Below are 26,248 nucleotides of genomic sequence, written 5' to 3'. Positions count from 1 at the left end.
GAGGAGTTTTTATTTATATAAAATTAATATTGTTTTAAATTAGGGGGAAATATGGGAACTAAGAAGATTGGTGACTTTTTAAAAGAAGGTAAAATAGGAAAATTAATCATTGCGCTTTTAGTTGTTATAATGATTTATTTAGTTGTGTCATATTTTATAAATGTAAACAATATAACTAAAAGTGAGAAGACTAGTTCAGAAAAGGTAAGTGAAGAGATTGTATCTAAAGAAACTTTGGAAGATTCAAAAATTCTTAGCTATCAAGAAAAACAAGAGAAAGATTTAAAAGCTATATTAGGGAAAATAAGTGGAGTTGGAAAAGTTGAAGTTGCAATAAATTTTGAAAGTAGCGAAGTGAGGGTGCCAGCTATAGATAACTCTTCTCAAAAAAGTACAACAGAAGAAACAGATGGTGAAGGTGGAAAAAGAGTTAATTCTCAGGAAACAGATGGGGATAAAATAGTTATGTCAAATGGGCAAGATGGAAGTGCACCAGTTATATTAAGAACTGATAAACCAAATGTTATAGGAGTCATGGTGGTGGCTGAGGGAGCAGAAAATAGCAAGATTAAATATGAAATAACAAAAGCAGTATCTAGCTTATATGCAATAAGCATAGACAAGGTAAATGTATTACCTATGCAAAAGTAATTTTAAAATTTAATTTAAATTTGTGGGAGGTTCCTTATGAATAAAAAATTTAGTGGTATAAATGGAAAACAAGCAGGAATAATTTTAACACTTTTAGCTTTAATAGTTTGTACTGGAGTTTTAGCAACTAGAGTAAATAACCAAATAAAAGAAAGTATGGGAGAAGTGCCAATGGCCTTTGGAGAGAGTGATAAAGGTGAAACGGTAGAAACATCATCTGATTATTTTTATGAGTCAAGAAATTTAAGAGAGCAAAAAGATTCTAAAACAATTGCTAATTTAAAAGCTATAGTAGAAGATAAAAATACTTCAGAAGATCAGAAAAAAGAGGCTGAGAAAGAATTAACAGAGAAAACTATGGCAAGAGATTATGAAACAAGAATTGAACTTAGTATAAAAAGTAAAGGATATGAAGATGTAATTTGTTTTATAGATGGAGATAATGCAAAAGTTGTAGTTAAAACTAATGAAGATTTAACTCAAGAGAAAATGGTTGAGATTCAAGATATAGTTATGAATGTGTCAAAAATTTATGATGTTGATATAGAAAAAAATAATTAATTGTATTGTAATTAGTTATTTGCTATAATGAACCTATAACTAATTAAGAATCGTGATAGGTTATTAGGAGGGTTCAGCTTTATGAATGAAATAAATAGAGATGAAGCTAACTTAGGTATAGTTAATATATCTGATGAAGTTATCGGGGTTGTAGCTGGTATAGCTGCATCTGAAATAGAAGGAATACTAGAGATAAACCATAGTAATAGCACTGGATTAGGACATAAATTTTCAAAGAAAAGTTTAGGAAAAGGAATAAAGGTTCATGTTGAAAATGGTGAGGCTATAATAGAAATTGGCGTTACTGTTCAATACGGAGTTAAAATTCCTGAAGTAGTTTCTCAAGTGCAGGAAAACGTAAAAAGGACTGTTGAAGCTATGACTGGACTTAAGGTGGCACTAGTTAACATATATGTGCAAAACATAATTATCTTAAAAGAAGAAGATAAAATGAAATAGCGAAAAAATAGTAGTCACCCTCTGATTTCAGAGGGTGTTTCATTGTGTTAAATCATTACCATATGATTAATAATATAAATTAAGATAATAATACTAAATAGAGTATTTTAAAACATAGGAGGATATAATGAATAGAGTAAAATCAAGAGAACATTTATTACAATTAGCTTACCAAATGGAAATAACTTCAGAGTCTGCATTACAAACATTTAATGATTTTGTAGAAAATGAAGAATTACTTAAAAGTGATTTAGATTTAGAATATATAAAGTCTGGATTATTAGGAATAGAAGAAAATAAAGAAAAGATAAATTCTTTAATAGAAGAACAACTTGTAAAGTGGAAATTAAACAGAATATCAAAGGTTAACTTATCAATATTAAGAATTTCTGTTTATGAGATGTTATTTGCAGAAGATGTTCCAGGAAAGGTATCAATAAACGAAGCTATAGAGTTATGTAAGAAATATTCTGATAATAAATCAGTTTCATTTATAAATGGTGTTTTAGATAAAGTTTATAAGAGCATAAACTAGTACATATATTTATGATTTATAAAAATAAAGAAGATTAGGAGGGGCGATAATGGATAAAATTTTAAGCGGAAAAACAGTTGCTGTAGAAATAAAGGAAAAAATAAAAAGCTATACTGAAGATTTAAAAGCTAAAGGAGAAACTTTGAAAATATCCTCTATACTAGTAGGAAATGATGGTGGTTCCGTATATTATCAAAACTTCCAAGAAAAATTAGCTAATAATTTAGGAATTGAATTTAACAAGATAAAGTTAGATGAAAATATTTCAGAAGATGAACTGAAGTTAAAAATCCAAGAATTAAATAGCGATGAAAGGGTAAATGGAATAATGCTTTTGCTTCCACTACCAAATCACATTGATGAAAGAAGTGTTACAAACATTATAAATCCTGATAAAGATTTAGATTGTCTTTCAGAAGTCAGCGTAGGGAGATTTTATAAGGGAGAAAAAACTTATTTACCTTGTACACCAAATAGTGTAATAACTCTTTTAAAAGCTTACAACATTGAGATAGAAGGAAAAGAAGTTGTTATTATAGGAAGAAGTAACATTGTTGGAAAGCCTTTATTTCAAATGTTCCTAAATGAAAATGCAACAGTTACATTGTGTCATTCAAGGACCAAAAATTTAAAAGATGTTTGTAAAAGAGCAGACATATTGGTTGTTGCTATTGGAAGAGCTAATTTCATAGATTCTTCTTATGTTAGAGACGGAGCGGTTGTTATTGATGTAGGAACTAGTGAGGTTGACGGAAAAATAACAGGGGATGTTAATTTTGATGATGTTTATGATAAAGCATCATTTATTACACCAGTTCCTGGAGGTGTAGGCTCTTTAACTACAACTCTTCTTTTAAAAAATATTTGTAGGGAGTTAGATTAGTATGAAACTAAAGACATTATCTGTTGGTGAAGTTAATAACTATGTTAAAAAACTAGTTGAAAATGACTTTATATTAAAGAATCTTAATGTCAAAGGTGAAATATCCAATCTTAAATTCCATTCAAGTGGTCATATTTATTTTTCATTGAAGGATGAAAATAGCAAAGTTAACTGCATTATGTTTAAAAATAATGCAGTTAATTTAGATTTTAGACTAGAAGAGGGAATTAAGGTAGAAATAAAGGCTAGACTAGGTGTTTATCACAAGGAAGGAACTTATAATCTTTACTGTGAAAATATTAAAAAGGCTGGTATTGGTGAACTTTTTGAAGAATTTCATAGACTAAAAAAGGAACTTAGTGAGGAAGGATTATTTGACGAGAAGTATAAAAGAGCTTTACCAAATTTTCCAAAGAGAATAGGAATAATAACTTCAAGTACAGGTGCTGCTATAAGAGATATAATAAATGTAATAAAAAGAAGAAATCCTAGTTTGGATATTGTTTTATATCCAGCCAAGGTTCAAGGAGAGAATGCATCTTATAGTATAATAGAGGGTTTAAGATATTTTAATAATGAAAAGTCTGTAGATGTTATAATATTAGGAAGAGGTGGAGGTTCTATTGAGGAGCTTTGGGCTTTTAATGATAAGGAATTAGCTTATGAGATATTTAATAGTAGAATACCTACAGTATCAGCAGTTGGTCATGAAGTAGATTTTACTATTAGTGATTTTGTAAGCGATATGAGGGCCCCAACACCATCAGCAGCAGGAGAATTAGTTTCTCCTTCACTTAATGAAATGATGAATGATTTGATTAATAAAAAAGAGTTCATGAGAAGAGCTTTAGATAGAAAGTTTTTAAATGCAAAAAGTGATGTTGATTTACTTTATAAAGAATTAAAGAGTAATAATCCTAAAAATACTATTGATAAAAAATTAAGAGAGGTAAATAGATTAGAAGAAAAGCTTAATTTTTTAGGAAAAAGAAAAATTGACAAAGCTAAGGATGAATTACTTTCTTTAAATGGTATGCTTCAAACACTAAATCCACTTAATACCTTAGGAAGAGGATATTCAGTTATAATGGATAAGAATAATAAGGTTATAAAGGAAATAAATGAATTAAAAAAGAACGATATGGTAAAAGTGATAATGAAAGATGGTTCTCTTAATATGGATATAAATATTAGAAAATAAAATTTATTAGTATAAATTAAGTTGAAGTTATACTAATGAATTTAAAATCAATAGAGATTACTTTTTACTTATAAATAAAATTATAATTTAAATGTGAAAAAATTTAAAACACTCTTTTATTTAAGTAATATTTAAATTATAGTTCTTAGTATAGAAAATGATTTTGAAAAGGAACAATTACTACATATAACTTGAATTTTTAATTGTTACAAATAATTTAAGTTAGTTAGGAGTTTATAAGATGGCTAGAAAAGAAACTAATTATGAAAGTATGGTTAGCGAATTAAACGAAATTGTAAGTAGACTAGAAAATGGAGAGTTGTCATTAGAAGAGTCTATAAAAAGTTATGAGAGTGGAATTAAAATAGTAAATAAATTATATAAAAAACTTAACACCTTAGAAGGAAAAATAAAGGTGGTTGAAGAGGAAAAAGAGGAAGACTTTGGAGGATACAGTAATGAATATTAGTAGCTTAAAAGAGGAAGTTGACCAGTATTTAGAGAAATATTTCAGCAAAGAGAGAGAATATAATAAAGTTTTATATGATTCAATGGCTTATAGCGTAAATGTAGGTGGAAAGAGAGTTAGACCTATACTTATGCTTTTATCATATGGAATATATAAAGATGATTATAAAAAAATACTTAAGGCAAGTTCAGCTATAGAAATGATACACACTTATTCTTTAATACATGATGATTTACCTTGCATGGATAATGATGATTTAAGAAGAGGTAAACCAACTAATCATAAAGTGTTTGGAGAGGCTATAGCAGTATTAGCAGGAGATGCTCTTTTAAATGAAGCGATGAAGGTTTTAGTTGATTTTTCTTTAGAGTATGGAAGAGATAGCTTAAAAGCAACAAAGATAATTATGGATGCTGCAGGATCTGATGGGATGATTGGTGGCCAAATTGTTGATATAATAAATGAAGATAAAGAAGAAATTTCTTTAGATGAATTAAATTATATGCATTTAAAGAAAACAGGCGAGCTTATAAAAGCATCTATAGTTTCAGGAGCTATATTAGCAGGGGCTTCTGACATAGATATTAAAAAACTAGAGGAATATGGATATAAACTAGGCTTAGCATTTCAGATAAAAGATGATATATTAGATGTAGTAGGAAATGCAAAAGATCTAGGTAAAAAGGTCAATAAGGATCAAGAGGGACATAAAAATAATTATATTACTATTTTTGGATTAGAAGAATGCAAGAATAAATGTATAAGCTTAACAGAGGAATGTATTGATATATTAAACTCTATAGAAAGAAATGTAGATCCATTAAAGGAATTAACAATGATGCTTTTAGAGAGAAAATTTTAGAAATAAAGGATTTGGTTTATATGAGTGAGATTCTACAGAAAATAACTGATCCTAAAAAGATAAAGGATTTAAGTGAAAAAGAACTAGAAACATTAGCTGGAGAATTAAGAGAATTTTTAATTGAAAGTGTATCTCATACTGGAGGGCATTTAGCATCTAATTTAGGTGTTGTAGATTTAACAGTATCACTTTTTAAAAATTTTGATTTTACTGAAGATAAAATAATATGGGATGTTGGACATCAGTCATATGCTTATAAGATATTAACTGGTAGAAAAGATGAATTTACTAGTTTAAGACAGTTTGAAGGGTTATGTGGATTTCCTAAAAGAACAGAGAGTAAATATGACTTTTTTGCAACAGGACATAGTAGTACATCTTTATCAGCAGCTGCAGGTATGGCCAGAGCGCAGAAATTACTTGGAACAGGAAATCAAGTTATAGCTGTTATTGGAGATGGTGCTTTAACTGGAGGAATGGCCTTAGAGGCCCTAAATGATATAGGATATAGAAAAGATAACCTTATAATAATATTAAATGATAATCAAATGTCTATTTGCAAAAATGTTGGAGGACTTGCAACATATCTAAATAAATTAAGGTTAGACCCAGGATATAATAAATTAAAATCGGATATAAATACAACTTTAAAAACAACAGCTTTAGGAACAAATATTGCACACTCACTTTCAAGAGTTAAAGATGGAATTAAAAAGTTTGTTGTTCAGAGTATGTATTTTGAGGATATTGGATTAAAATATTTTGGCCCTATAGATGGTCATAATATTAAAGAATTAAATGAAGTATTATGTAAAGCAAAGAAAATTAAAGGGCCAGTTATAATACATACAGTTACTAAAAAAGGAAAAGGTTATGAATTAGCTGAGAAAAATCCTAATAAATATCATGGAGTATCACCTTTTGATTTAAATAAGGGGGTTATTTCTAAATTTGCAAGTAGAAATTACTCTTCAGTTTTTGGAGAGGAAATGATTTCTCTTGCCAAAGAAGATGATAAAATAGTTGCCATAACAGCAGCTATGCCTGATGGAACAGGATTAAAAGGATTTAGAGAAGAATTCCCAGAAAGATTTTTTGATGTTGGAATAGCAGAACAACATGCTGTTACATTGGCAGCTGGTATGGCAGCTGAAGGGTTAAAACCATTCTTCGCTGTTTATTCAACCTTTTTACAAAGGGCTTATGACCAAGTATTGCATGATGTTTGTATACAAAAACTCCCAGTAACACTTTGTTTAGATAGAGCAGGGATTGTTGGCGAAGATGGAGAAACACATCAAGGAATATTTGATATTTCATATCTTTCACCAATGCCAAATATGACAATCATGTCACCTAAGTGTATAGATGAAATGAAACTTATGTTAAGGTGGGCCAGTGAATTTGAGGCACCTTTAGCAATACGTTATCCAAGAGGAGGAGATTTAGAGGTTCCTTTAACTCCTTTAAAAGAGATAAGGTATGGTAAATGGGAAAAGATACAAAATGGAGAGAAAATTGCAATTATAGCAACAGGAAAAATGGTTCAGCATGCAATTTTAGCTTCTAAGATGATAAAAGAAGAAAAGAACATAGATGTTTTAATAATAAATGCAACATTTATAAAACCTATTGATACGGAAATTCTAATGGAATTATCAAGAGACGGATTTAAAATCCTTACAGTTGAAGATAACATGAAAAAAGGTGGATTCGGAGAAGGCGTTTTAGAATTCTTAAATGAGATAGGACATGAAGAAGATGTTGTAAATTTAGCATTTAATAATAAGTTCATAGAGCATGGAAAACCAGATATTTTATATAGAATAAATGGACTTGATGCTGAAGGAATAAAGAACAAGTTGATTGAATTACTTTAAAGGAGAAAATCATGGCTGAAAAAAAAGAGAAAAAAGAAAGATTAGACGTACTTCTTGTTGAGCAAGGAATTGCAGAATCAAGAGAGAAAGCTAAAAGATATATAATGGCTGGAATGGTATTTATAGGAGAACAAAGAGTTGACAAAGCAGGAGAAAAAGTTCCTGTAAGTTCAAATATAATATTTAGAGGAGAAAAACTTCCTTTTGTTAGTAGAGGGGGATTTAAACTAGATAAGGCTATTAAATCTTTCAAAATAGAGCTTGAAGGAAAAAGATGTTTAGATATTGGTGCTTCAACTGGAGGATTTACAGATTGTATGCTTCAAAATGGCGCTATTAAGGTATTTTCAATAGATGTTGGATATGGACAATTTGCATGGAAACTTAGAGTTGATAAAAGAGTAGTTTGTATGGAAAGAACTAATGTAAGATATGTAACTCCAGAACAAATAGGAGAAGCTTGTGATTTTGCATCAATAGATGTGTCATTTATATCATTAACAACTGTAATGCCAGCAGTTTTAAACCTTCTAAATGAAGAGGGAGAAGTTATGGCTCTTATAAAACCACAGTTTGAGGCTGGCAGAGAGAAGGTTGGTAAAAAAGGGGTTGTGAGAGAGGCTTCTACTCATAAAGAGGTTATAAAGAAAATAGTTGATTTTGCAGTAGCAAATAAGTTAAATATACTAGGTCTTGATTTCTCGCCTATAAAAGGACCAGAAGGAAATATAGAATATTTAATATACCTTAAGAAAACTAAGAACAATATTTGTGAGTTCGATTATAATAAAATAGATGAAGTAGTAGAAAAATCTCATAGTGATTTATAAATTTTAAGCTAAAATACTATGGATTAGAGATTTATATTGCTTGGTTTAGATATAAAGGTGTGATTATCAAGTATGAAAAATATAGGTATTATAATAAATAGGGAAAAAGATAAAGATAATAAGATTTTAGATTTAGTTAAAGATAGAGTTTATGAATATTTGGAACCGAAGAAAGTTATTATTGTAGATCAGTTTTTTAAGGGAGACTACAATAAGTTAAAAGATATAGAACTTTTAATAGTATTAGGTGGAGATGGCACTCTTTTAGGAGTTGCAAGAAAATTTTCTAAAGTAATAAATGCTCCTATTTTAGGGATAAACATAGGAAATTTAGGTTTTTTAGTTACTGCTGAAATAAGTGAATTAGAAGAGGCTTTAAAAAGAATAAAACTAGGTGATTATAAAATAGAAGAGAGAATGTTACTTTCTTGCACTATAGAAGGTGGATATTGCAAAGAAGATAGAGCATTAAATGATATTGTTGTTGCAAGAGGAACTTTATCTAGAATGGCTAATTATGAAGTTTATATAAATGATGAGCTTTATGCAATATTTAAAGGAGATGGAATTATTATTTCAACACCAGTAGGATCAACTGCATATTCATTCTCTGCAGGAGGCCCGCTTATTATGCCAGATTTAAAAATAGTATCAATAGTGCCTATATGTCCTCATACACCTAATTCGAGACCTATGATTATAGATGGAAATAATAAAATAAAGGTTAAACCTGTTATTCACGATTCAGATGTTTTTGTTACAATAGATGGACAAAAAGCTTTAAAGCTTGAAAAACATAATTCAGTAATTATAGAAAAAGCAGAGGAAGCCTTTAGAATAATTTCTTTTAATAATAAGAGTTATTTTAAAGTGCTAAGAAAAAAGTTGTTTAAAACAGAATAAGAATATGAAGGTGATTTGTAAATGAAATCTAAGAGACATTCGAAGATAATTGAGATAATAAAATCAAAGTCTATAGAAACTCAAGAGGAATTAGCTGAGGAACTAAAAAAAGCTGGTTTTGATGTTACCCAAGCTACTGTATCTAGAGATATCAAAAATTTAAAGCTTATTAAAAAGCAAGATAACAATGGAAAATATAAATATACTATAATTAAAGACGAAAAAAATGAAATGGTGGATAGATTAAGTAGTATATTGACTAATACCGTTTTAAATGTAGAAAATGTTGATAAGATGGTTGTGGTTAAAACACTTCCAGGTTCAGCTTCAGCAGCAGCAGAGGCTATAGATAGTTTACATTTAGGTGAAATTGCAGGAACTATAGCAGGTGATAATACAATATTTATAATGGTGAGAACATCAGAAAAGGCTGAAATGTTAGTAGCTAGAATTTTAGAAATGATAGAAGGGTAGTTAAGGAGGGGCATATGCTTTTACAATTAACTATAAATAACTTTGCTTTAATAGAGAAGGCATCTTTAGATTTTATGGATGGATTTACTATTTTATCAGGGGAGACTGGTGCTGGTAAGTCTATACTTATTGATGCTATAAATTATGTTCAAGGAAGTAAGTTTAATAAGGACTTAATTAGGACTGGAGAAGAAAAGACTTTTGTAGAGGCAGTATTTTCTATAGATGATAATGAGAGACTTAAGGAAGTTTTAGAAGAGTTAGAAATTGAATATGATGATAATTTAATAATAGCTAGAGAGACTTTCACAAGTGGCAGAGGTACAATAAAGGTAAATGGAAAGAGTGTAATTGCATCTACATTAAAGAAAATTAGTAGTACACTTTTAGATATTCATGGTCAACATAATAATCAAAATTTGCTAAATAAAGAGAATCATATAATATATTTAGATGATTTTGGTGATGAAAAATTAAATGATGATTTAAATGTTTATGGAGAAAAATATTCAGAGTTAAAGGAAATAGAAAGACAAATAAGTGAACTTAGCAATGAAGGAAAAGATGAAAAACTTTTAAATTATTTAGAGTATCAATTAAGTGAGATTGAAGAGGCTAAGCTTAGAAAGGGAGAAGAAGAGGAATTAACAGAAAGATTTAATATTTTATCTAATGCAGAAAAAATAAAAAATTCTTTAGGTATTTCTTATAACCTTTTAAATGGTGTTGAAAATAGTGTTTTAGATTCATTATCTGTGGTAAACAGAGAACTTTCTAATGTTGAGAATCACTTAGAAAGAATAAAAAACATAAATTCTAAGATGATGGAGATGTATTATGAAATACAAGAGATATCAATAGAAATTAGAGATATTTGTGATGAAAGTGTTTATGATGGAAATGAGTTAGAAGAGATTAACAGCCGTATGTTTAAAATAGCCGCTTTAAAGAAAAAGTATGGAAATTCCATAGAAGAAATTTTAGAGTACAAAAAAAATATAGAATCTCAAATAAATAATATTAAGAATTCAGAAAAGATAATAGAAGATCTTCTACATAATAAAAATAAGGTTGAAATTATTCTGGGTGATATTTCTAAAGAAATTCATAATAAGAGAATTACTCTTGGAGAGTTATTAGAAGAGAATATTCATAGAGAGTTAGCTTATGTAGGATTAGGAAAGTGTAGATTTAAAGTTTCAATAGAAGAGGATGAAAGTTTTAATCCTAGAGGAAAGGACAAGGTACAGTTTCTTATCTCAACAAACCCTGGAGAACCTTTAAAGCCTATGGAAAGAATAATTTCAGGTGGTGAGCTTTCAAGAATAATGCTTGCACTTAAGTCTGTATTTATTGATAAAGATAAAATACCTACTGTTATTTTTGATGAGATTGACACAGGAATAAGTGGAAGAATAGCTCAGTCTGTTGGAGAGAAGATGTATGAGATTGCTACAAAACATCAAGTTTTTTGTATAACTCACCTTCCTCAAATAGCCAGTATGTCTGATAATCACTATATGGTTAGAAAAAATGTAGTTCATAATAAAACTTTTTCAAAGGTTGAACCTATTACTTTTGAACAAAAGATTGAAGAGGTTGGAAAGATGCTAGGCGGTGTTGAAATGACAAATAATACTCTGCTTAGTGCAAAAGAAATGATTGAACTTGCAAATATAAAAAAAGAAACAATTAGGAAAATGCATACATAATAATTGTGATTTTTATACAAAATAGAACTGTAAAACAGTTCTATTTTTTTTTTTTGTTTTATTTTTTATGGAATTTTAAATTTAAAAATTATTTATTCAGCGTTTCTTATAAGATTAAATTAAAAGAACAGCTATTTATTGGTAGAAAACTCTTTATTTTAAAAATTAGAAAGTTTAAAGGTTAAATGTTGAATTTTAGTATGTTTTAATTTGATTTGGCTATAATAACAAAGTTAATACAGGATATTATGAATTGAAAGGGGCAAATTAAGAATAGAAAGAAAAGGAGGAGATTTGAATGAATAATATGAACAAAAAAGTAAAAAGTATATTAATCACTATGGTTTCTTTAATATTACTTTTATCCTCTGTATTATTTGCAAGGGATGTTTTTGAAAGTAACAATGTTTTTGCAAGTAGTAATTTCTATTCCTTAAATTCTAAGACTAGTGGTAAGGATGAAAGGTTTAAAAACAGATATGGAGTAGCTCTTGTAAATGCTGAACACCCCAAAAAAGATATAGAGCTATATGCAGGAGGAAATTCAGTTGGTATAAGGGTTTCTACAGAGGGAGTTTTAGCAGTTGGATATTCAGATTTAACAACTAGTAATGGCGAAGTAGCTAGTCCAGCACAAAGTGGTGGTATAGAAATTGGAGATAGACTTTTAGCTATAAATGGAGAAAGGATAAAAAGTTCAAAAGACTTATCTAAACAAATAAATGAAAGTAATTCTGAAAATATTGAAATGCTTTTAGAGAGAAATGGTAAAAAAGTAAAAAAGAATATAAGTTTAGCTAAAAATGATGAAGGAAATTATAAAATAGGTCTTTGGGTTAGGGATTCTACAGCAGGTGTTGGAACTATGACTTTTTATGATAAAGAAAGTGGAAAATATGGAGCACTAGGTCATCCTATTGTAGATAGTGAAACAGAAAAAATATTATCAATTAAAGATGGAGATCTTTTAAATTCTTCAATTATAAGTATAAAGAAGGGTGTAAAAGGCAATCCAGGTGAATTAAGAGGGATTTTTTCTAGCGATAAAACTCCTATTGGAAGTGTAACAGGAAATACTCAATGTGGCATATTTGGTAGTATGTGCAAAAATCAATATAGAAATATTAATCTTGCTAAGAAATATAAAGTTGGATGGAGAGATGAGGTTAAAGAAGGTCCAGCTCAAATAATTACTACTATTGATGAAAATGGACCGAAATTCTATGATATAGAAATTACAAAAGTTATGAAACAAAATGATGTAAATACAAAAAGTATGGTGATAAAAGTTACAGATGAAAAGCTTTTAGAGAAAACTGGAGGAGTCGTTCAAGGAATGAGTGGAAGTCCAATTATACAAAATGATAAAATAGTTGGTGCTGTAACTCATGTCTTAGTTAATAACCCTGAGGTTGGATATGGGATTTATATAGAATGGATGCTTAAAGATTCACAGATTGTACAATAGAAAATAAGTGTGATTACTGTAAATATGTGTTATAATAAATACTAGAAAAATAAATAAATTTTCTAGTATTTATTTTTTTTACAAGGAAATAAATACCTTTTGTCGAATATATATAGGGAATATATGTAAAATAATGGATGTAGTGAATTATTAAGGAGAGGGAAGTATGAAAGAATCAAAAATATCTGTACTTATAGCTGATGATAACAGAGAATTCTGCAATATTTTAAACGACTATTTACTAAGTCAAAGAGATATTGTAGTTACAGGAATAGCAAAAGATGGATTAGAGGCTTTAAAACTAATAGAAGAAAAACAACCAGACTTAGTTGTATTAGATATAATTATGCCACATTTAGATGGTTTAGGAGTTCTTGAAAGAATAAATTCTTTAGGATTGGAAAAAGTACCTAGAGTGATTGTTTTATCAGCTGTAGGACAAGATAAAATAACTCAAAGAGCAATATCATTAGGTGCTGATTATTATGTTGTAAAACCATTTGATATGGATGTATTCACAGAGAGAATAAGACAAATGTTTAATAGCACAATGAATGATGGTACTATAGTTAGTAAATCACCTTTAAGTGTTATTGAAGGAAATGAAACCGAAACTTCTGTTTCTGATGAAAGTAAAGAACCAATGGATTTAGAAGTTGAGATAACTAGTATAATTCATGAAATTGGAGTTCCAGCTCATATAAAAGGATATATGTATTTAAGAGAAGCTATAACTATGGTTGTTAATGACATGGAATTATTATCAGCTATAACTAAGGAATTATATCCTTCAATAGCTAAAAAATATAATACTACTGCAAGCAGAGTTGAGAGAGCAATTAGACATGCTATAGAGGTTGCTTGGGGAAGAGGACAAATAGATGCAATAAATAGAATATTTGGTCATACTATTCACAATGATAAAGGCAAGCCTACAAACTCAGAATTTATAGCTATGGTTGCTGACAAATTAAGACTTAAAAATAAAGTATCATAAAAATATATATACTATAAATATAAGATTTTATTTATATTTAAGGAAAAAGCACTTTTTATCAACTAGATTTGTATGGTAAAAAGTGTTTTTTATTTTAAGCGAGGTGATAAAAAATATGAGGAAAGCTTTATACATTTTTGGTAAATGGGGACAAATTATTTCAGCTAATTGTATTACCAAGATAGAATATGAAAAAAAGTTTAGGGGAAACTTAATTTGTCCTATTGATGGATGTAATGCTAAACTTGGCTTTAGAGAGATTAAAAAACATAGAGACGGAAAATATTTTTATACTTTACCTAATAATAAACATGTAGATGGGTGTCCTAATAAGGTTTATAAAAAAAGAAGAAAAACATCTAAGATATATTCTAAGAATAGGGGAGAATTTTATAGTAATAAAGAAAATGAAAATTTTGAGCAGTTGCTATTGGATATATAATAACTATCTTTTTAAAAGCAAATAATATTAAGAAAGTAGAAAGTTAAAAACCTATAAATAATATTAAGAGTTAAATTAAAGGATTTTCTTAATATGTTTATGGGTTTTATTATGTTTTTATATATTAGAGCTCTATTTTAAAAATAATTTTTGAAAGTATGTATGTTTTTATTATGTTAATCATATTCTTTAATAAATAGCTTGTTAGAGGGGAGAGTAAGTTTATGAAGATGTTTTTAAGGGGACTTATGGAGTCATTGAGAGAAAATAAAATAACTTTTTTATGGGTTCTTTTATTCTTTTTAGTAGGAATAGTTTTAGGTTCTTATACAGTTTATTATATGAGTGATTTAAATAAGGTTGAAATAACAAACTATTTTAACAACTTTTTAGGAGTTTTAAATCAAGATTCTGTAGCATACAAAAGTATTTTATTTCATAGTTTAAAAAGTGCAATACCTATGATTTTAATAATAATTTTATTAGGTTATACTTACGTTGGAATACCTGTAATACTTATGATTGATTTAGCTAAGGGATATGTTATTGGGTTTACATTTTCATTAATTGTTAGCATATTAGGAAGTAAGGGACTTATGGTTGTTTTGTTAGGTTTAATGTTTCAAAATTTAATATTCATACCAATTATAATGTTAATCAGTATTTTAGCAATAAGACATTCAATGACAAAGATTAAAACAGGTATTTCTAAAGACAGATTAAAACTTGATGTAAATAAGGTTTATTTGAATTTTCAAGGGGTTTTAAGTATTATTATGGTTATTGGAATATTAATTGAAACATATATATCACCTAATTTGATAAGATTAGTAATTAGTAGGTGATTTTTGTAATATAAATAATTATGTAATAACATTTTGGTTAGGAGTTAATATGAAAGAATTAGTAAGCAAATACGAAGTATATCTAGAATCAATAGGAAAGAGAAAGAATACCGTAAGTGCATACATTACAGATGTTTCTATGTATTTAGATTTTGTAGATGAAAAAGGATTAAAGGTTGATGAGGATGGATATCCTTTAGTATCTTATGTACAACATCTAAAGGGTAGTCATAAATCTCCATCATCAATCCAAAGAACTATAATATCTTTAAGAAATTTTTATAATTTCCTTGTTGCAGAGGAGTTTTTAAAGAAAGTTCCTAATTTAACTATGAAAAAAGAAAGAGTTGAAAAGAAGAAGCCTTTAGTTTTAACTATAGAGGAAATAAATAAAATTATGAATTCAACTAATTCTTTAACTGAAAAAGGTGTAAGAGATAAGGCTTTATTAGAACTTATGTATGCTACAGGAATGAAAGTTTCTGAGCTTATATCATTAAGAGTTCAAGATGTTAATTTGGACTCTTCATTTGTTAACTGTAGAGATAGTAGAGGGTATGAGAGACTTATACCAATAGGAAAAGAGGCTAAGGAATCATTAAAGAGATATATAGTTGTTAGAGAAGATAATTCAAAGGGATCAGATAAGCTTTTCCTAAATATGAGTGGGGAGCCTATAACTAGACAAGGTGTTTGGAGAATTGTTAAAGAATATGCTGTGATTGCAAATATAGGTAAGGATATTAATTTAAATACCTTTAGACATTCCTTTGCAGTGCATTTATTACAAAATGGAGCTAATGCTAAGGTTGTACAAGAATTGCTTGGAAATCAAGTGATGACTTATATAGACATGTATTATGATATTATAAATAATGAGAAAATTAATAATATATATCGTAAGGCTCATCCTAGAGCATAAATTTTAAGCAGTTATCTTATTACTAAGTTTAAAGAATTAGTAGTGAAATAGCTGCTTTAATTATATAAATTTAGTAATATATTTAATATAATTTTTCACAAAAATATTGTGTTTTAGCAAAAAACTATAATTTTATTTAAGACATTACTTAAAATAATAAGCATAGTAAAATAAGTATTTTGTTTATTAAAAAGTTGTTAATAAAGTATTAAATTTACAAAACTATTGTAAGTATTGGTTTTATTTGATAAAATTAGTTGTGAAAAGGTTATCATGATTGATGAGGTGGAGGAAAAACTTATGAGAATGTATGATTTAATTTTAAAAAAGAGAAATGGTGGAGAATTAAGCACAGAAGAAATTAATTTCTTTATTGATAAATATACAAAGGGAGAAATTCCAGATTATCAAGTATCAGCATTATTAATGGCTATATACTTTGAAAAAATGAATAAGAGAGAAACTTCAGATTTAACTATGGCTATGGTTAATTCAGGAGATATATTAGATTTAAGTGAAATACATGGAATAAAAGTAGATAAACATTCAACAGGTGGTGTTGGAGATACAACAACTTTAGTTTTAGGACCTATGGTTGCAGCTTTAAATATACCAGTAGCTAAGATGTCAGGAAGAGGTCTTGGACATACTGGAGGTACTATTGATAAATTAGAAAGTTTTGATGGATTCTCAGTTGAAATGACTAAGGATCAGTTTATAAATAATGTTAATACTATTAAATTAGCTGTTGGTGGACAAACTGGAGATTTAGCACCGGCAGATAAAAAATTATACGCCTTAAGAGATGTTACAGGAACTGTGGATAATGTTTCATTAATAGCCTCAAGTATAATGAGTAAAAAGATAGCAGCAGGTGCTGATGCTATAGTTTTAGATGTTAAAGTTGGAGATGGTGCTTTCATGAAAACACCAGAGGCAGCTAGAGAACTTGCAACTGAAATGGTTGGAATAGGTAAGCATGTTGGAAGAAACACTGTTGCAATAATTTCAGATATGGATCAACCTTTAGGATTTGCAGTAGGAAACGCCTTAGAGGTTAAGGAAGCAATAGAAACATTAAAAGGAAATGGACCTAAAGATTTATTAGAACTTTGCTTAACTTTAGGAAGTAATATGGTTGTTTTATCAGGTCATGCAAAAGATACAGATGAAGCAAGAGAAATGTTACTTGGAACTATAAAATCAGGAAAAGCAATTGAAAAGTTAAAAGAATTTGTAAAAGCTCAGGGAGGAGATGCATCAGTAATTGATGATACTTCAAACTTCCATAATGCAAAATATATTATGCCAGTAAAAGCTACTAGATCAGGTGTGATAAGTAAAATTCATGCTGAAAATATAGGATTAGTTGCTATGGAACTTGGGGCAGGAAGAGCTACAAAAGATAGTATAATAGATTTAGCTGTTGGTATAGTACTTGAAAAGAAAAGAGGAGACAAGGTTTCAGAGGGGGATATAATAGCATATGTACATGCTAATGATGAGGAGAAAGGAAAAAAAGCTATAGATGGAATTTTAGCTAACTATGAAATTTCAGAGTCAGTAAAAGATATTCCTTTAATATATGACATTATTAGATAGTTTTTAATAAAAGGTATTAATTAGATATAAGAAGTAATATACTTTTTATATAGAATTTATAGCGTTAAGTAGTTTAAGACTTAGCTTATTAATATGATTCTTTAAATTTAAGGAAGATTATTAATTGCTAGGTCTTAAATTTTATAAAGGAGAATTTTATGAGAGATAATAATTGTATATTTTGCAAAATAATTAATAAGGATTTAGAATCTTATGTAATATATGAGGATAAATTAGTAATTTGTTTTTTAGATAATGATCCAATAAATGAAGGCCATATATTGATAGTACCTAAAAACCATTATTGTGATGTGGATGAAGTTGATGATGAAAGTTTAGAAAGAATTACTAGGTTGTCTAAAATTTTAGTAGGAGTTTTTAAGGATGTATTTAATCCAGATGGGTACACAATTATGCAAAATGGAGGAGAGTTTAATGAAATAGGTCATTATCATATGCATATCTTTCCACGGTATAGGGAAGACGAATTTTCTTGGGTTTGCAAAGAAGTAGAAAGAAAACATACTTTTGATCATATAAAAAATATTGTTGAAAATAATCTGGAAAAAGCCTTATATAAAAATAAATAATTTTATAAAAATTATTGGAAAATAGGTTTAATTAAATTTTATCTAAGGACATAAGTATTATGAAAATTCCTTTTTTGCTTATAATTTATTTCTTTTAGGAGAAAATAAGCAAGAGAGGAGGAATATATTATGAAAAAGTACATAAGAAAAATAGCAACCTTTGCAATATTTTTATCTTTATTTAGTATCATTACACCTGTTTCTGTAAAAGCTGAGGAAGTTTTAGATGTTGAAGCTAGGTCAGCACTTCTTATGGAGGCTAATACAGGTAAAATAATATTTGAGAAGAATGCTAATGAAAAATTTGCACCTGCTTCAGTAACAAAGATAATGACTATGTTACTTGCTATGGAGAAAGTAGATAGAAGAGAGATGAAGTTAACAGACCAAATCACAGTTAGTGAGACAGCTAAAAAAATGGGTGGAAGTACCATGCTTTTAGATGTTGGTGAGATTAGAACTGTGGAAGAGATAATAAAGGGAATTGGTATTGCTTCAGGAAATGATGCAGCTGTTGCCATGGCTGAATATCTTGGAGGAAGTGAAAGTGGCTTTGTTGAAATGATGAACAAGAGAGCACAGGAACTTGGAATGAAAAATACTACTTTTAAAAACTGCACAGGTCTTCCTATTGAAGGACATCTTTCAACTGCATATGATATTTCAATTATGTCTAGAGAACTTTTAAAACATCCTACTATACTTAAATATACAGGAACATATATGGAAACAATATCAGAGGGAAGAAAGAGTCCAATTGAACTTGTTAACCATAATAAGCTTGTTAGATTTTTTAAAGGGTGTGATGGTTTAAAAACGGGATTCACAAATGATGCTAAGTATTGTATTTCAGCAACTGCAACAAGAGACGGAGTTAGAATGCTTTCTGTAATAATGGGAGCACCAACTTTTAAAATAAGAAATAGAGATGCTAGTATGCTTATGAATTATGGTTTCTCTAAGTTTGAAAGTAAGAAAGTTGCAGAGAAAGACTCAGATATTGAACAAATTCCTATGAGCAAAACAGGTGATAAGTTTATCATAGGAAAAGCAAAAGAGGACTTAGTTTTAGTTTTCCCTAAAGGAATGGGTGAAAAAATAGAAAAGAAAGTTGTTTTAGATGAAAGTAAGAAAAAATTTAAAGAGTTTGAAATTGTAGGACATTGTGAATACTATCTAAATGAAGAACTTTTAGGAAAAGTAGATTTATATTCAGATAGAGATATGAAAAAAGGTGGAATTTTAGATAGTGTTAAATTTAAAGTTAAAAATCTTTTAAATGGTGATGAAGAAAAGAGTAAAAATGAAAGTATAGAGGAAAATAAAGAAGAACAAAGAGAAGATAAAACTAAATAATAAAAATTTACAAGGTTAAAGGGTAAAGTTATTATGGATGATAAAAAGGAAAAAACAAAAGAAGAAATAGAGAACTTTGTTAATTTATTAAATAAAAAGTTAAGGGATAAAAAGATTTCAAGAGAAAAGAGTTATAGGTAATATTTTTAGAATAAATAACTAAAAATATTTTTTGTATATGAAAAATAAAGAATACTATTAAAAATCTCTTATTAAGTAGAAAAATATTAATTTTTTTACTTGATAGGAGGTTTTTTGTTTATTACTTAGCTTTTATGGGAGGTTCATTGCATTTTTAAGGGATAGTTGTTATGATATTATGTGAAGTTTTGAAATGTAGAAATAGAATTTTTGTTATAGGTTTATTATTAAAATTATTCTTTAAAATATTAAATTTTTATATAAGGTAGACCTATGTTTTTTATGAAGTTCTATAAATAGGAGAATATTTTTTATGGAAATGCCAATTATCAAACTTAAAAACTTTGATGGACCTTTTGATTTGCTTTTACATTTAATAAAAAAGAATGAAATGAGTATTACTGAAATAAAGATTCATGAAATCACAAAACAGTATTTAGAATATATAAATTTAATGAAGGAGCTTGACTTAGAAATAACATCAGAATTTATTGTTATGGCAGCTACTTTAATTGAGATAAAATCAAAATCTCTACTTCCTAAAGCTAAGGCTTATGAAGAGGTTGATGAGGAAGACCTTCAAAAAATGCTTATGGAAAAGCTACAGGAGTATAAGAAGTTTAAAAAAATAAGTGCTTATTTAAGGGAAAGAGAATTATCTACAGGAGAGGTATTTACTAAGAAGGCTGAGATTATTGAGGTTGAAGTTGATAATAAACTAGATGAAGATTATTTTAAGAATATATCAATGCTAGATCTTTATAAACTTTATAATAATTTAATGAGAGTCTATGGTGAAAAACAAAACTTAAATGTAATGGAAAAGAAAATCAGCGTAGATAAGTATAAGATTACTGATAAAATTAGTTTTTTAAGAGATAAACTTACAGAAAAAAGTGTTGTTAGATTTTCAGAGTTTGTTTATGAGTGTGAGTGTAAGCTTGAAGTTGTAGTTACATTTATGGCAATGTTAGAACTTATTAAAAGAAGTGAAATAAAAGTTGTTCAGCACTATAATTTTGGAGAGATTGTAATGGAGAAGGTGGAAGTTAATGAGTGATATAAATCAGATAGAATTTAGTGAGATTTCTAGAAAAGATGAAATTATGTCTATTATAGAATCTCTTTTATTTGTAAGTGGAGAACCACTGGCACTAAGAGATATATGTAGAATAGTTGAAGAAGATTTTAAATATATTGAAGAGTTAATGAAAGAACTTATGAATATATATAATGGAGATGGATCAAGAGGAATAAAGCTTATTAGTTTAAATGGAACTTATCAACTTGTTACTAAGACAAAAAATAGTGAGTATGTTCAAAAGTTGTTAAAGAAAAATGTTAGACAATCACTTTCTCAAGCTTCTTTAGAAAGTTTGGCTATTATATGTTATAAGCAACCAATTACTAGAGTTGAAATTGATGAAATAAGAGGAGTTAAAAGTGAGAGCGCTATACAAAGACTTGTTGAGAAAAATTTAGTTGAAGAAACTGGAAGATTAGAGGTTCCAGGCAGACCAATACTTTATGGAACAACAGATGAATTTTTAAGACATTTTGCATTAAATGATTTAGAGGATCTTCCATCAATAGAACTTTTTACTGATATTGAAGAGGAAGTTGCTATTCATGGAGAAGAGGAAAAATAAAGAAAATATATAGGACTATATCAACACTAAATAATAAACTTTGTAATGATACTTTATTCATATAAGTCTTATTAAAAATTTGTTTTGATAGAGTCCTTTTTGCCATATTTATAGAATGCTTTTTTAAAATTTTAAATTATATAAATTAGTCAAAATCACAGGGGTTTTTTGGATTTTTATTATCACAAGTCTTATTTCCCATATCTTTAAATATATCTATTATTTGAGGGATATTATCTACAATCCTATCGTAAGTATTATTTTGGTTTACAGGAAGCAACCTTACAGAATCTCCTTTTAAAACTAAGAATGCAACTGGTTTTACACTAACACCAGCACCAGAACCACCACCAAAGGCAAATCTATCTTCTAATTTTTCTAACTCCTTGTTTGGAATTTCAGAGCCACCAGAAGCAAAGCCAAAGGAAACTTTTGAAATTGGAACTATGTAGCTTCCATCTTTTGTTTCTATGGCATCACCAATAACAGTGTTTACATCTATCATATCTCTAAGATTTTCCATTGTTGTACCCATTAAGTTTTCTATTGGGTGATTTGATTTAATCATAAATATCCTCCTAAATATTTTTTTATAATTTATTCTTAATAAAATATAAAATTCCTATATATATAATTTGAGCAAAATTAAGGGTTATTATACTTTCAATTTCAAATAATATTGAGTTTATATCATTAAATTCTGGAAGGATTTCCTTAGTGAATTTTTTGAGATTAAAAAATGATTCCAGCAAAAGATATAAAAAAGAAGTCCCTTGATGAATGAGTCCAAATAATAAGGCTGTCAAAGCAGCGTCTTCTGTAGAATACTTTAAATTAAATGAAAGTTTTAATTTAGGTTTAAATTTATTACTATATAGAAGAGAGATTAGTTTTTTTATGTCAATGGAAAATCCACTCTTTTTTTTAGGCGTTTTTTTATGTTTTCTATTTTTTTTAGCTATTGAATTATTTGAGGAATTAGTACATTTAGAATCTTTATATTCACTACATTTCTCTTCTCTTTTATGTATTGTTTCCATTAATGAAAAGAGTTTAAATTTATAGAAGTAAACTTCTAAGTTTTTTTCAGTAGCTAATATTTTAAATTTTAACTTTATTGGGCAAAATATTAAAAATAATAGAAAAAATAATAAGAGAAATAAAAAAAATCTAAGCACCTCATAATCCTCCTCACTACATATACATTATTGTCAAAAAAAGATTAAATTATCCAAGAAAATACTAGGGTATAAAACTTATTATTTGGAAAAATAAAAACATAGTATTTTAATGTGAAGTTCCTTTTAATTACCAAAATTTATTTAGAAACAAAATAGAAATTTGTTTAGGAGGAAATTTAAATGAAAAAAATAATCACAGGTTTAATTGCTTTTTTAATGATTTTATCTATTAATGTAAATGTAATGGCTTTAGAAAATGCATTTGAAACTTCATATGATAAAGCTGTAATAGAAAAAATCGATGTTAAAGATGGTGAAGGTAAAAATTGTAAGGATATTACACCAGATGCTCACTTTGCTATTGCATATGATACAAAAAATAAAAAGATTTTATATGAGAAGGACGCATTTAGATGTGTACCAATGGCTAGTACAACCAAAATACTAACAGCATTAGTAGCTATAAATTATGCAGATTTAGATGATGAGGTTATTATTTCAAAAACAGCAGCTAGTATAAGGGGATCAAAGGTTGGGTTTAGAGCTGGAGAAAAAATAAAAATGAGAGAACTTCTTTTTGGACTTATGTATAAATCAGGAAATGATGCAGCTATTGCCATAGCTGAACATATTGGAGGAAGCATAGAAGAATTTTCAAAAATAATGAATGACTTTGGAAGAATGATTGGATTAAAGGATTCAAATTTTCAATCTCCTCATGGATTAGATAGCCAGATGCATTTTTCATCAGCCTATGATTTAGCAATATTAATGTCTAAGGCTATGGAAGAACCATTCTTTAGAGAAATTTCAGGAACTAAAGAAGTAGCAGCCTCAAAATATGATTTTACTAGAAGCTATAATAATATAAATAAAATGCTTTGGAAACTTCCAAATGCCAATGGAGGAAAAACAGGATATACAGGGCAAGCTGGAAAATGCTTAGTAAGTTCAGTAAATCATAATGGAAGAAATATAATAATAGTTGTTTTAAATTGTCCTACTAGATGGGAAGCCACAGAAAGAGTTTATAATTATGTAAAAGAAAATTATTCTTAAATTTAAATGTGCTTATTGCAAATAAAATTTATAATGTTTGCAATAAGCCTATTTTATTTCCTAAAAATACAAAACAATCAATTTTTTATTAAAACTTTTTATGTTTATATAGGAACATTTTTAATATATTAAGGATACTTTATAAGTAAGAACTTACTTGGGGGGATTTTTATATGAATTATGAAGTTATTGATTGCATAGATGCAGGTACTGAGTTTTGTCCTTGTCATTTAGCTGAGGAGGGAGAATGTATTTTATGTTCACAGCTTCATGGAAAATGTTTTTGTGATTGCGTAAATTGGAAAGGTGTTTGTATCTTTGAGGAGTTTGCAAGCAATGGATTTAAGGCGAAAGAAGGAAGAAAGACTTTTATTTGTGATGTTATAGATACTTTAGAAGTTGAAGAGGGACTTTTGTATGTTGAATTTAAAGCACCACATAAACTTTGCATTGATTTATTAGGTCCGGGAAAATTTATTTTTATAAGAACTAAGGATGACCCCTTCTTTGATGTACCTATATCCATTTTAGAATCTGATGCTGATAAAAATATAATAAAAGTACTTATAGAAATTAGAGGAATAAAAACTAAGAGGCTCTTAAACACTGATATAAATGGAGAAATAACAATAAGAGGGCCTTATTTTAATGGGGTTTTTGGACTTAAAAACATAAATTCTACTAAGAATGGAGAGGTCCTTGTTCTTTGTAGAGGAATTGGATTAGCACCGGCAGTCCCTGTAATTAAGAAATTAGTTGATGAGGGAAATAAGGTTAAGATTCTATTAGATAAATCACCTTTCAAAAAAAGCTATTTAGAAGAATATCTTAAAGGTTATGAGGTTGAGTATATTTATATGAATTTAATAAATAAGGGTGAAATTTCAGAGGAAGGAAAAGAAGCAATCAAAAATGGAAATTTTGATTTAATTCATTCAGCTGGAGCTGATATATTAACTTATAAACTTATTGAATATTTAAATGAAATAGGAGATGAGGATACAAAGGTTTCTTGTTGTAACAATGCTAAGATGTGTTGTGGAGAAGGAGTTTGTGGAAGTTGTACTGCTAGATTTGCAGGTCATAAGGTTAAAAGGCTTTGTAAGGTTCAAAGTGATCCAAGAAAGATTTTTGAAGATAGAAGATTTATTTAGAACTTAGCTTTGAAAGGAGAATTTTTATGAAGGTTATTGTTATTGGCGGTGGATGGGCAGGCACAGCTGCTGCTATTGAAGCGAAAAAAATGGGTGCTGATGTTACTATTTTTGAAAGAACTGATTTACTTTTAGGACTTGGTAATGTTGGCGGAATAATGAGAAATAATGGTAGATATACAGCCTCTGAAGAATTAATAGAAATGGGAGGAGGAGATTTAATAAAAATAACTGACAAAGTGAGTAGGCATAAGAATATTCCTTTCCCAGGGCATGAACATGCTTGGCTTTATGATGTAAATCTTATTGAGGGGGAAGTTAAAAGATATGTTGAGAGTTTAGGAATTGAAGTTAAAATGGTTTCTAGAGTTATTGACATTAAGAAAGAAGGAGAAAAAATTCTTGGTATATATACATGTGATGGTAAGTATTATGAAGGGGATGTTTTTATTGAGACAACTGGGTCAACTGGACCTATGGGAAATTGTTTAAGATATGGTAATGGATGTTCTATGTGTGTTTTAAGATGTCCATCTTTTGGGCCAAGAATAAGTATAAGTGAAAGATGTGGAGTAGATGATATCCAAGGAGAAAGAGTAGGAGATGAACTAGGTGCATTTAGTGGTTCATGTAAACTTGCAAAGGAAACTCTTTCAGAGGAAATAAGAAAAGAGTTAGAGGAAAAAGGATGTGTTGTCTGTGAAATTCCTAAGGAAGATATAAATTATGATAAGCTTAGTACTAAAGTTTGCCAGCAATATGCATTAAAAGAATTTGCAGAGAATGTTGTATTATTAGATACTGGACATGCTAAACTTATGACTACTTATTATCCATTAGAAAAACTAAGAAAAATAAAAGGATTTGAAAATGCTAAGTATGTTGATCCATATGCAGGTGGAAAGGGAAATTCAATAAGATATCTTTCTGTGGCACCAAGAGATGATAATATGAAAGTTAAGGGAGTTAATAATCTTTTTTGTGCAGGTGAGAAAGCAGGTTTATTCGTTGGACATACTGAAGCTATAGTTACAGGAACATTAGCAGGTCATAATGCAGTTAGATATTTCTTAGGTATGCCATACTTAATTTTACCTAGATCTACCGTTTTAGGAGATATAATTGCTTTTGCAAATGAAAATTCTCAAAGTAGAGAGGGTAAGAAGAGTAGATATACATTTGCAGGCTCTGTTTATTTTAATAGAATGAAAGAATTAGGATTATATACAATAGATAAGGATGAAATTAAAAAAAGAGTAGCTCAGCTTAATTTAGATGGTGTATTTAGCAAAAAGTTAATTTAGATGATTATTTAATAGAAAATTATAATTAAAATAGACTATATCAAAAATTACTTAATAAATATTAAAAAAACTTTTTCTTACTTTTATAAGAATTTTAGTGTAATTTTATATAGTCTAT

The 26,248-nt window shown here is 28.3% G+C and carries 28 protein-coding genes; 26 read left to right on the top strand and 2 right to left on the bottom strand.

What is annotated here, in order from left to right; translation table 11 throughout:
• The first annotated feature begins 51 nt into the window (after positions 1 to 51).
• The 23 genes from spoIIIAG to scpB all read left to right on the top strand — a co-directional run bounded on the left by spoIIIAG (position 52) and on the right by scpB (position 21,432).
• A complete protein-coding gene (gene spoIIIAG, locus Q1K13_RS09185; protein WP_300349876.1) occupies positions 52 to 651 on the top strand; it encodes a stage III sporulation protein AG in 600 nt (199 codons plus the stop codon).
• A gap of 57 nt (positions 652 to 708) precedes the next feature.
• Positions 709 to 1,212, top strand: coding sequence for a SpoIIIAH-like family protein (locus Q1K13_RS09180; RefSeq protein WP_300349926.1), 504 nt, complete (start codon positions 709 to 711; stop codon positions 1,210 to 1,212).
• A gap of 81 nt (positions 1,213 to 1,293) precedes the next feature.
• Complete coding sequence (locus tag Q1K13_RS09175; RefSeq protein ID WP_300349873.1) at positions 1,294 to 1,671, top strand: Asp23/Gls24 family envelope stress response protein; 378 nt, start codon at positions 1,294 to 1,296, stop codon at positions 1,669 to 1,671.
• Between the two features lie 127 nt (positions 1,672 to 1,798).
• Positions 1,799 to 2,206 (top strand): transcription antitermination factor NusB, encoded by a 408-nt coding sequence (gene nusB / locus Q1K13_RS09170; protein ID WP_300349871.1) that lies wholly within the window; start codon positions 1,799 to 1,801, stop codon positions 2,204 to 2,206.
• 49 nt (positions 2,207 to 2,255) lie between these two features.
• A complete protein-coding gene (locus Q1K13_RS09165) occupies positions 2,256 to 3,089 on the top strand; it encodes a bifunctional methylenetetrahydrofolate dehydrogenase/methenyltetrahydrofolate cyclohydrolase (RefSeq protein ID WP_300349869.1) in 834 nt (277 codons plus the stop codon).
• Position 3,090: 1 nt separating this feature from the next.
• Positions 3,091 to 4,290, top strand: coding sequence for an exodeoxyribonuclease VII large subunit (gene xseA, locus Q1K13_RS09160; protein ID WP_300349866.1), 1,200 nt, complete (start codon positions 3,091 to 3,093; stop codon positions 4,288 to 4,290).
• 241 nt (positions 4,291 to 4,531) lie between these two features.
• Positions 4,532 to 4,759, top strand: a complete 228-nt coding sequence (locus Q1K13_RS09155; RefSeq protein WP_300349864.1) for an exodeoxyribonuclease VII small subunit — start codon at positions 4,532 to 4,534, stop codon at positions 4,757 to 4,759.
• Positions 4,749 to 5,621 (top strand): polyprenyl synthetase family protein, encoded by an 873-nt coding sequence (locus Q1K13_RS09150; RefSeq protein WP_300349861.1) that lies wholly within the window; start codon positions 4,749 to 4,751, stop codon positions 5,619 to 5,621. The genes Q1K13_RS09155 and Q1K13_RS09150 overlap by 11 nt, the downstream gene beginning before the upstream one ends.
• Positions 5,622 to 5,641: 20 nt before the next feature.
• Positions 5,642 to 7,501 carry a 1-deoxy-D-xylulose-5-phosphate synthase gene (gene dxs / locus Q1K13_RS09145; protein ID WP_300349858.1) on the top strand — a complete coding sequence of 620 codons (1,860 nt, stop codon included), beginning with the start codon at positions 5,642 to 5,644 and terminating at the stop codon, positions 7,499 to 7,501.
• A gap of 11 nt (positions 7,502 to 7,512) precedes the next feature.
• Positions 7,513 to 8,331, top strand: coding sequence for a TlyA family RNA methyltransferase (locus Q1K13_RS09140; protein WP_300349855.1), 819 nt, complete (start codon positions 7,513 to 7,515; stop codon positions 8,329 to 8,331).
• Positions 8,332 to 8,403: 72 nt separating this feature from the next.
• Entirely contained in the window at positions 8,404 to 9,234 is an 831-nt protein-coding gene (locus Q1K13_RS09135) for an NAD(+)/NADH kinase (RefSeq protein ID WP_300349853.1), read from the top strand.
• Positions 9,235 to 9,255: 21 nt separating this feature from the next.
• Complete coding sequence (locus tag Q1K13_RS09130; protein WP_300349850.1) at positions 9,256 to 9,708, top strand: arginine repressor; 453 nt, start codon at positions 9,256 to 9,258, stop codon at positions 9,706 to 9,708.
• Positions 9,709 to 9,722: 14 nt separating this feature from the next.
• A complete protein-coding gene (recN, locus tag Q1K13_RS09125; RefSeq protein ID WP_300349847.1) occupies positions 9,723 to 11,420 on the top strand; it encodes a DNA repair protein RecN in 1,698 nt (565 codons plus the stop codon).
• 298 nt (positions 11,421 to 11,718) lie between these two features.
• Positions 11,719 to 12,888: a SpoIVB peptidase gene (gene spoIVB / locus Q1K13_RS09120; RefSeq protein ID WP_300349845.1), complete on the top strand. Its 1,170-nt coding sequence runs from the start codon at positions 11,719 to 11,721 to the stop codon at positions 12,886 to 12,888.
• Between the two features lie 166 nt (positions 12,889 to 13,054).
• Positions 13,055 to 13,885 (top strand): sporulation transcription factor Spo0A, encoded by an 831-nt coding sequence (spo0A, locus tag Q1K13_RS09115; RefSeq protein WP_300349842.1) that lies wholly within the window; start codon positions 13,055 to 13,057, stop codon positions 13,883 to 13,885.
• Positions 13,886 to 14,000: 115 nt separating this feature from the next.
• A complete protein-coding gene (locus tag Q1K13_RS09110) occupies positions 14,001 to 14,327 on the top strand; it encodes a hypothetical protein (RefSeq protein ID WP_300349839.1) in 327 nt (108 codons plus the stop codon).
• Positions 14,328 to 14,551: 224 nt separating this feature from the next.
• Positions 14,552 to 15,172, top strand: coding sequence for a stage II sporulation protein M (gene spoIIM / locus Q1K13_RS09105; protein ID WP_300349837.1), 621 nt, complete (start codon positions 14,552 to 14,554; stop codon positions 15,170 to 15,172).
• 49 nt (positions 15,173 to 15,221) lie between these two features.
• Complete coding sequence (locus Q1K13_RS09100) at positions 15,222 to 16,094, top strand: site-specific tyrosine recombinase (RefSeq protein ID WP_300349834.1); 873 nt, start codon at positions 15,222 to 15,224, stop codon at positions 16,092 to 16,094.
• 300 nt (positions 16,095 to 16,394) lie between these two features.
• Positions 16,395 to 17,696 carry a pyrimidine-nucleoside phosphorylase gene (locus Q1K13_RS09095; protein ID WP_300349832.1) on the top strand — a complete coding sequence of 434 codons (1,302 nt, stop codon included), beginning with the start codon at positions 16,395 to 16,397 and terminating at the stop codon, positions 17,694 to 17,696.
• 158 nt (positions 17,697 to 17,854) lie between these two features.
• Positions 17,855 to 18,286 carry an HIT family protein gene (locus Q1K13_RS09090; protein ID WP_300349829.1) on the top strand — a complete coding sequence of 144 codons (432 nt, stop codon included), beginning with the start codon at positions 17,855 to 17,857 and terminating at the stop codon, positions 18,284 to 18,286.
• A gap of 129 nt (positions 18,287 to 18,415) precedes the next feature.
• Positions 18,416 to 19,642, top strand: a complete 1,227-nt coding sequence (locus tag Q1K13_RS09085; protein WP_300349826.1) for a D-alanyl-D-alanine carboxypeptidase family protein — start codon at positions 18,416 to 18,418, stop codon at positions 19,640 to 19,642.
• Between the two features lie 454 nt (positions 19,643 to 20,096).
• Positions 20,097 to 20,843: a segregation/condensation protein A gene (locus tag Q1K13_RS09080; RefSeq protein WP_300349823.1), complete on the top strand. Its 747-nt coding sequence runs from the start codon at positions 20,097 to 20,099 to the stop codon at positions 20,841 to 20,843.
• Positions 20,836 to 21,432 (top strand): SMC-Scp complex subunit ScpB, encoded by a 597-nt coding sequence (scpB, locus tag Q1K13_RS09075; RefSeq protein ID WP_300349819.1) that lies wholly within the window; start codon positions 20,836 to 20,838, stop codon positions 21,430 to 21,432. The genes Q1K13_RS09080 and scpB overlap by 8 nt, the downstream gene beginning before the upstream one ends.
• Positions 21,433 to 21,577: 145 nt before the next feature.
• Here scpB and ytfJ read toward each other — a convergent pair whose 3' ends face one another.
• A complete protein-coding gene (gene ytfJ, locus Q1K13_RS09070) occupies positions 21,578 to 22,000 on the bottom strand; it encodes a GerW family sporulation protein (RefSeq protein WP_300349816.1) in 423 nt (140 codons plus the stop codon).
• A gap of 22 nt (positions 22,001 to 22,022) precedes the next feature.
• Positions 22,023 to 22,472: a DUF2953 domain-containing protein gene (locus Q1K13_RS09065; RefSeq protein ID WP_300349813.1), complete on the bottom strand. Its 450-nt coding sequence runs from the start codon at positions 22,470 to 22,472 to the stop codon at positions 22,023 to 22,025.
• Positions 22,473 to 22,793: 321 nt separating this feature from the next.
• Between Q1K13_RS09065 and Q1K13_RS09060 the strand changes: the two genes are divergently transcribed.
• The 3 genes from Q1K13_RS09060 (at position 22,794) to Q1K13_RS09050 (ending at position 26,130) form a co-directional block, all read left to right on the top strand.
• Positions 22,794 to 23,672, top strand: a complete 879-nt coding sequence (locus Q1K13_RS09060) for a D-alanyl-D-alanine carboxypeptidase family protein (RefSeq protein WP_300349811.1) — start codon at positions 22,794 to 22,796, stop codon at positions 23,670 to 23,672.
• Positions 23,673 to 23,845: 173 nt separating this feature from the next.
• Positions 23,846 to 24,826 carry a sulfide/dihydroorotate dehydrogenase-like FAD/NAD-binding protein gene (locus Q1K13_RS09055; protein WP_300349809.1) on the top strand — a complete coding sequence of 327 codons (981 nt, stop codon included), beginning with the start codon at positions 23,846 to 23,848 and terminating at the stop codon, positions 24,824 to 24,826.
• A gap of 26 nt (positions 24,827 to 24,852) precedes the next feature.
• Positions 24,853 to 26,130, top strand: a complete 1,278-nt coding sequence (locus Q1K13_RS09050) for an FAD-dependent oxidoreductase (protein WP_300349807.1) — start codon at positions 24,853 to 24,855, stop codon at positions 26,128 to 26,130.
• The last annotated feature ends 118 nt before the right edge of the window (positions 26,131 to 26,248 follow it).

Origin of the sequence: Clostridium sp., from assembly GCF_029267215.1 — a bacterium.
Lineage (GTDB): Bacteria > Bacillota > Clostridia > Clostridiales > Clostridiaceae > Sarcina.
This window is presented reverse-complemented; position numbering and strand designations above follow the sequence as displayed.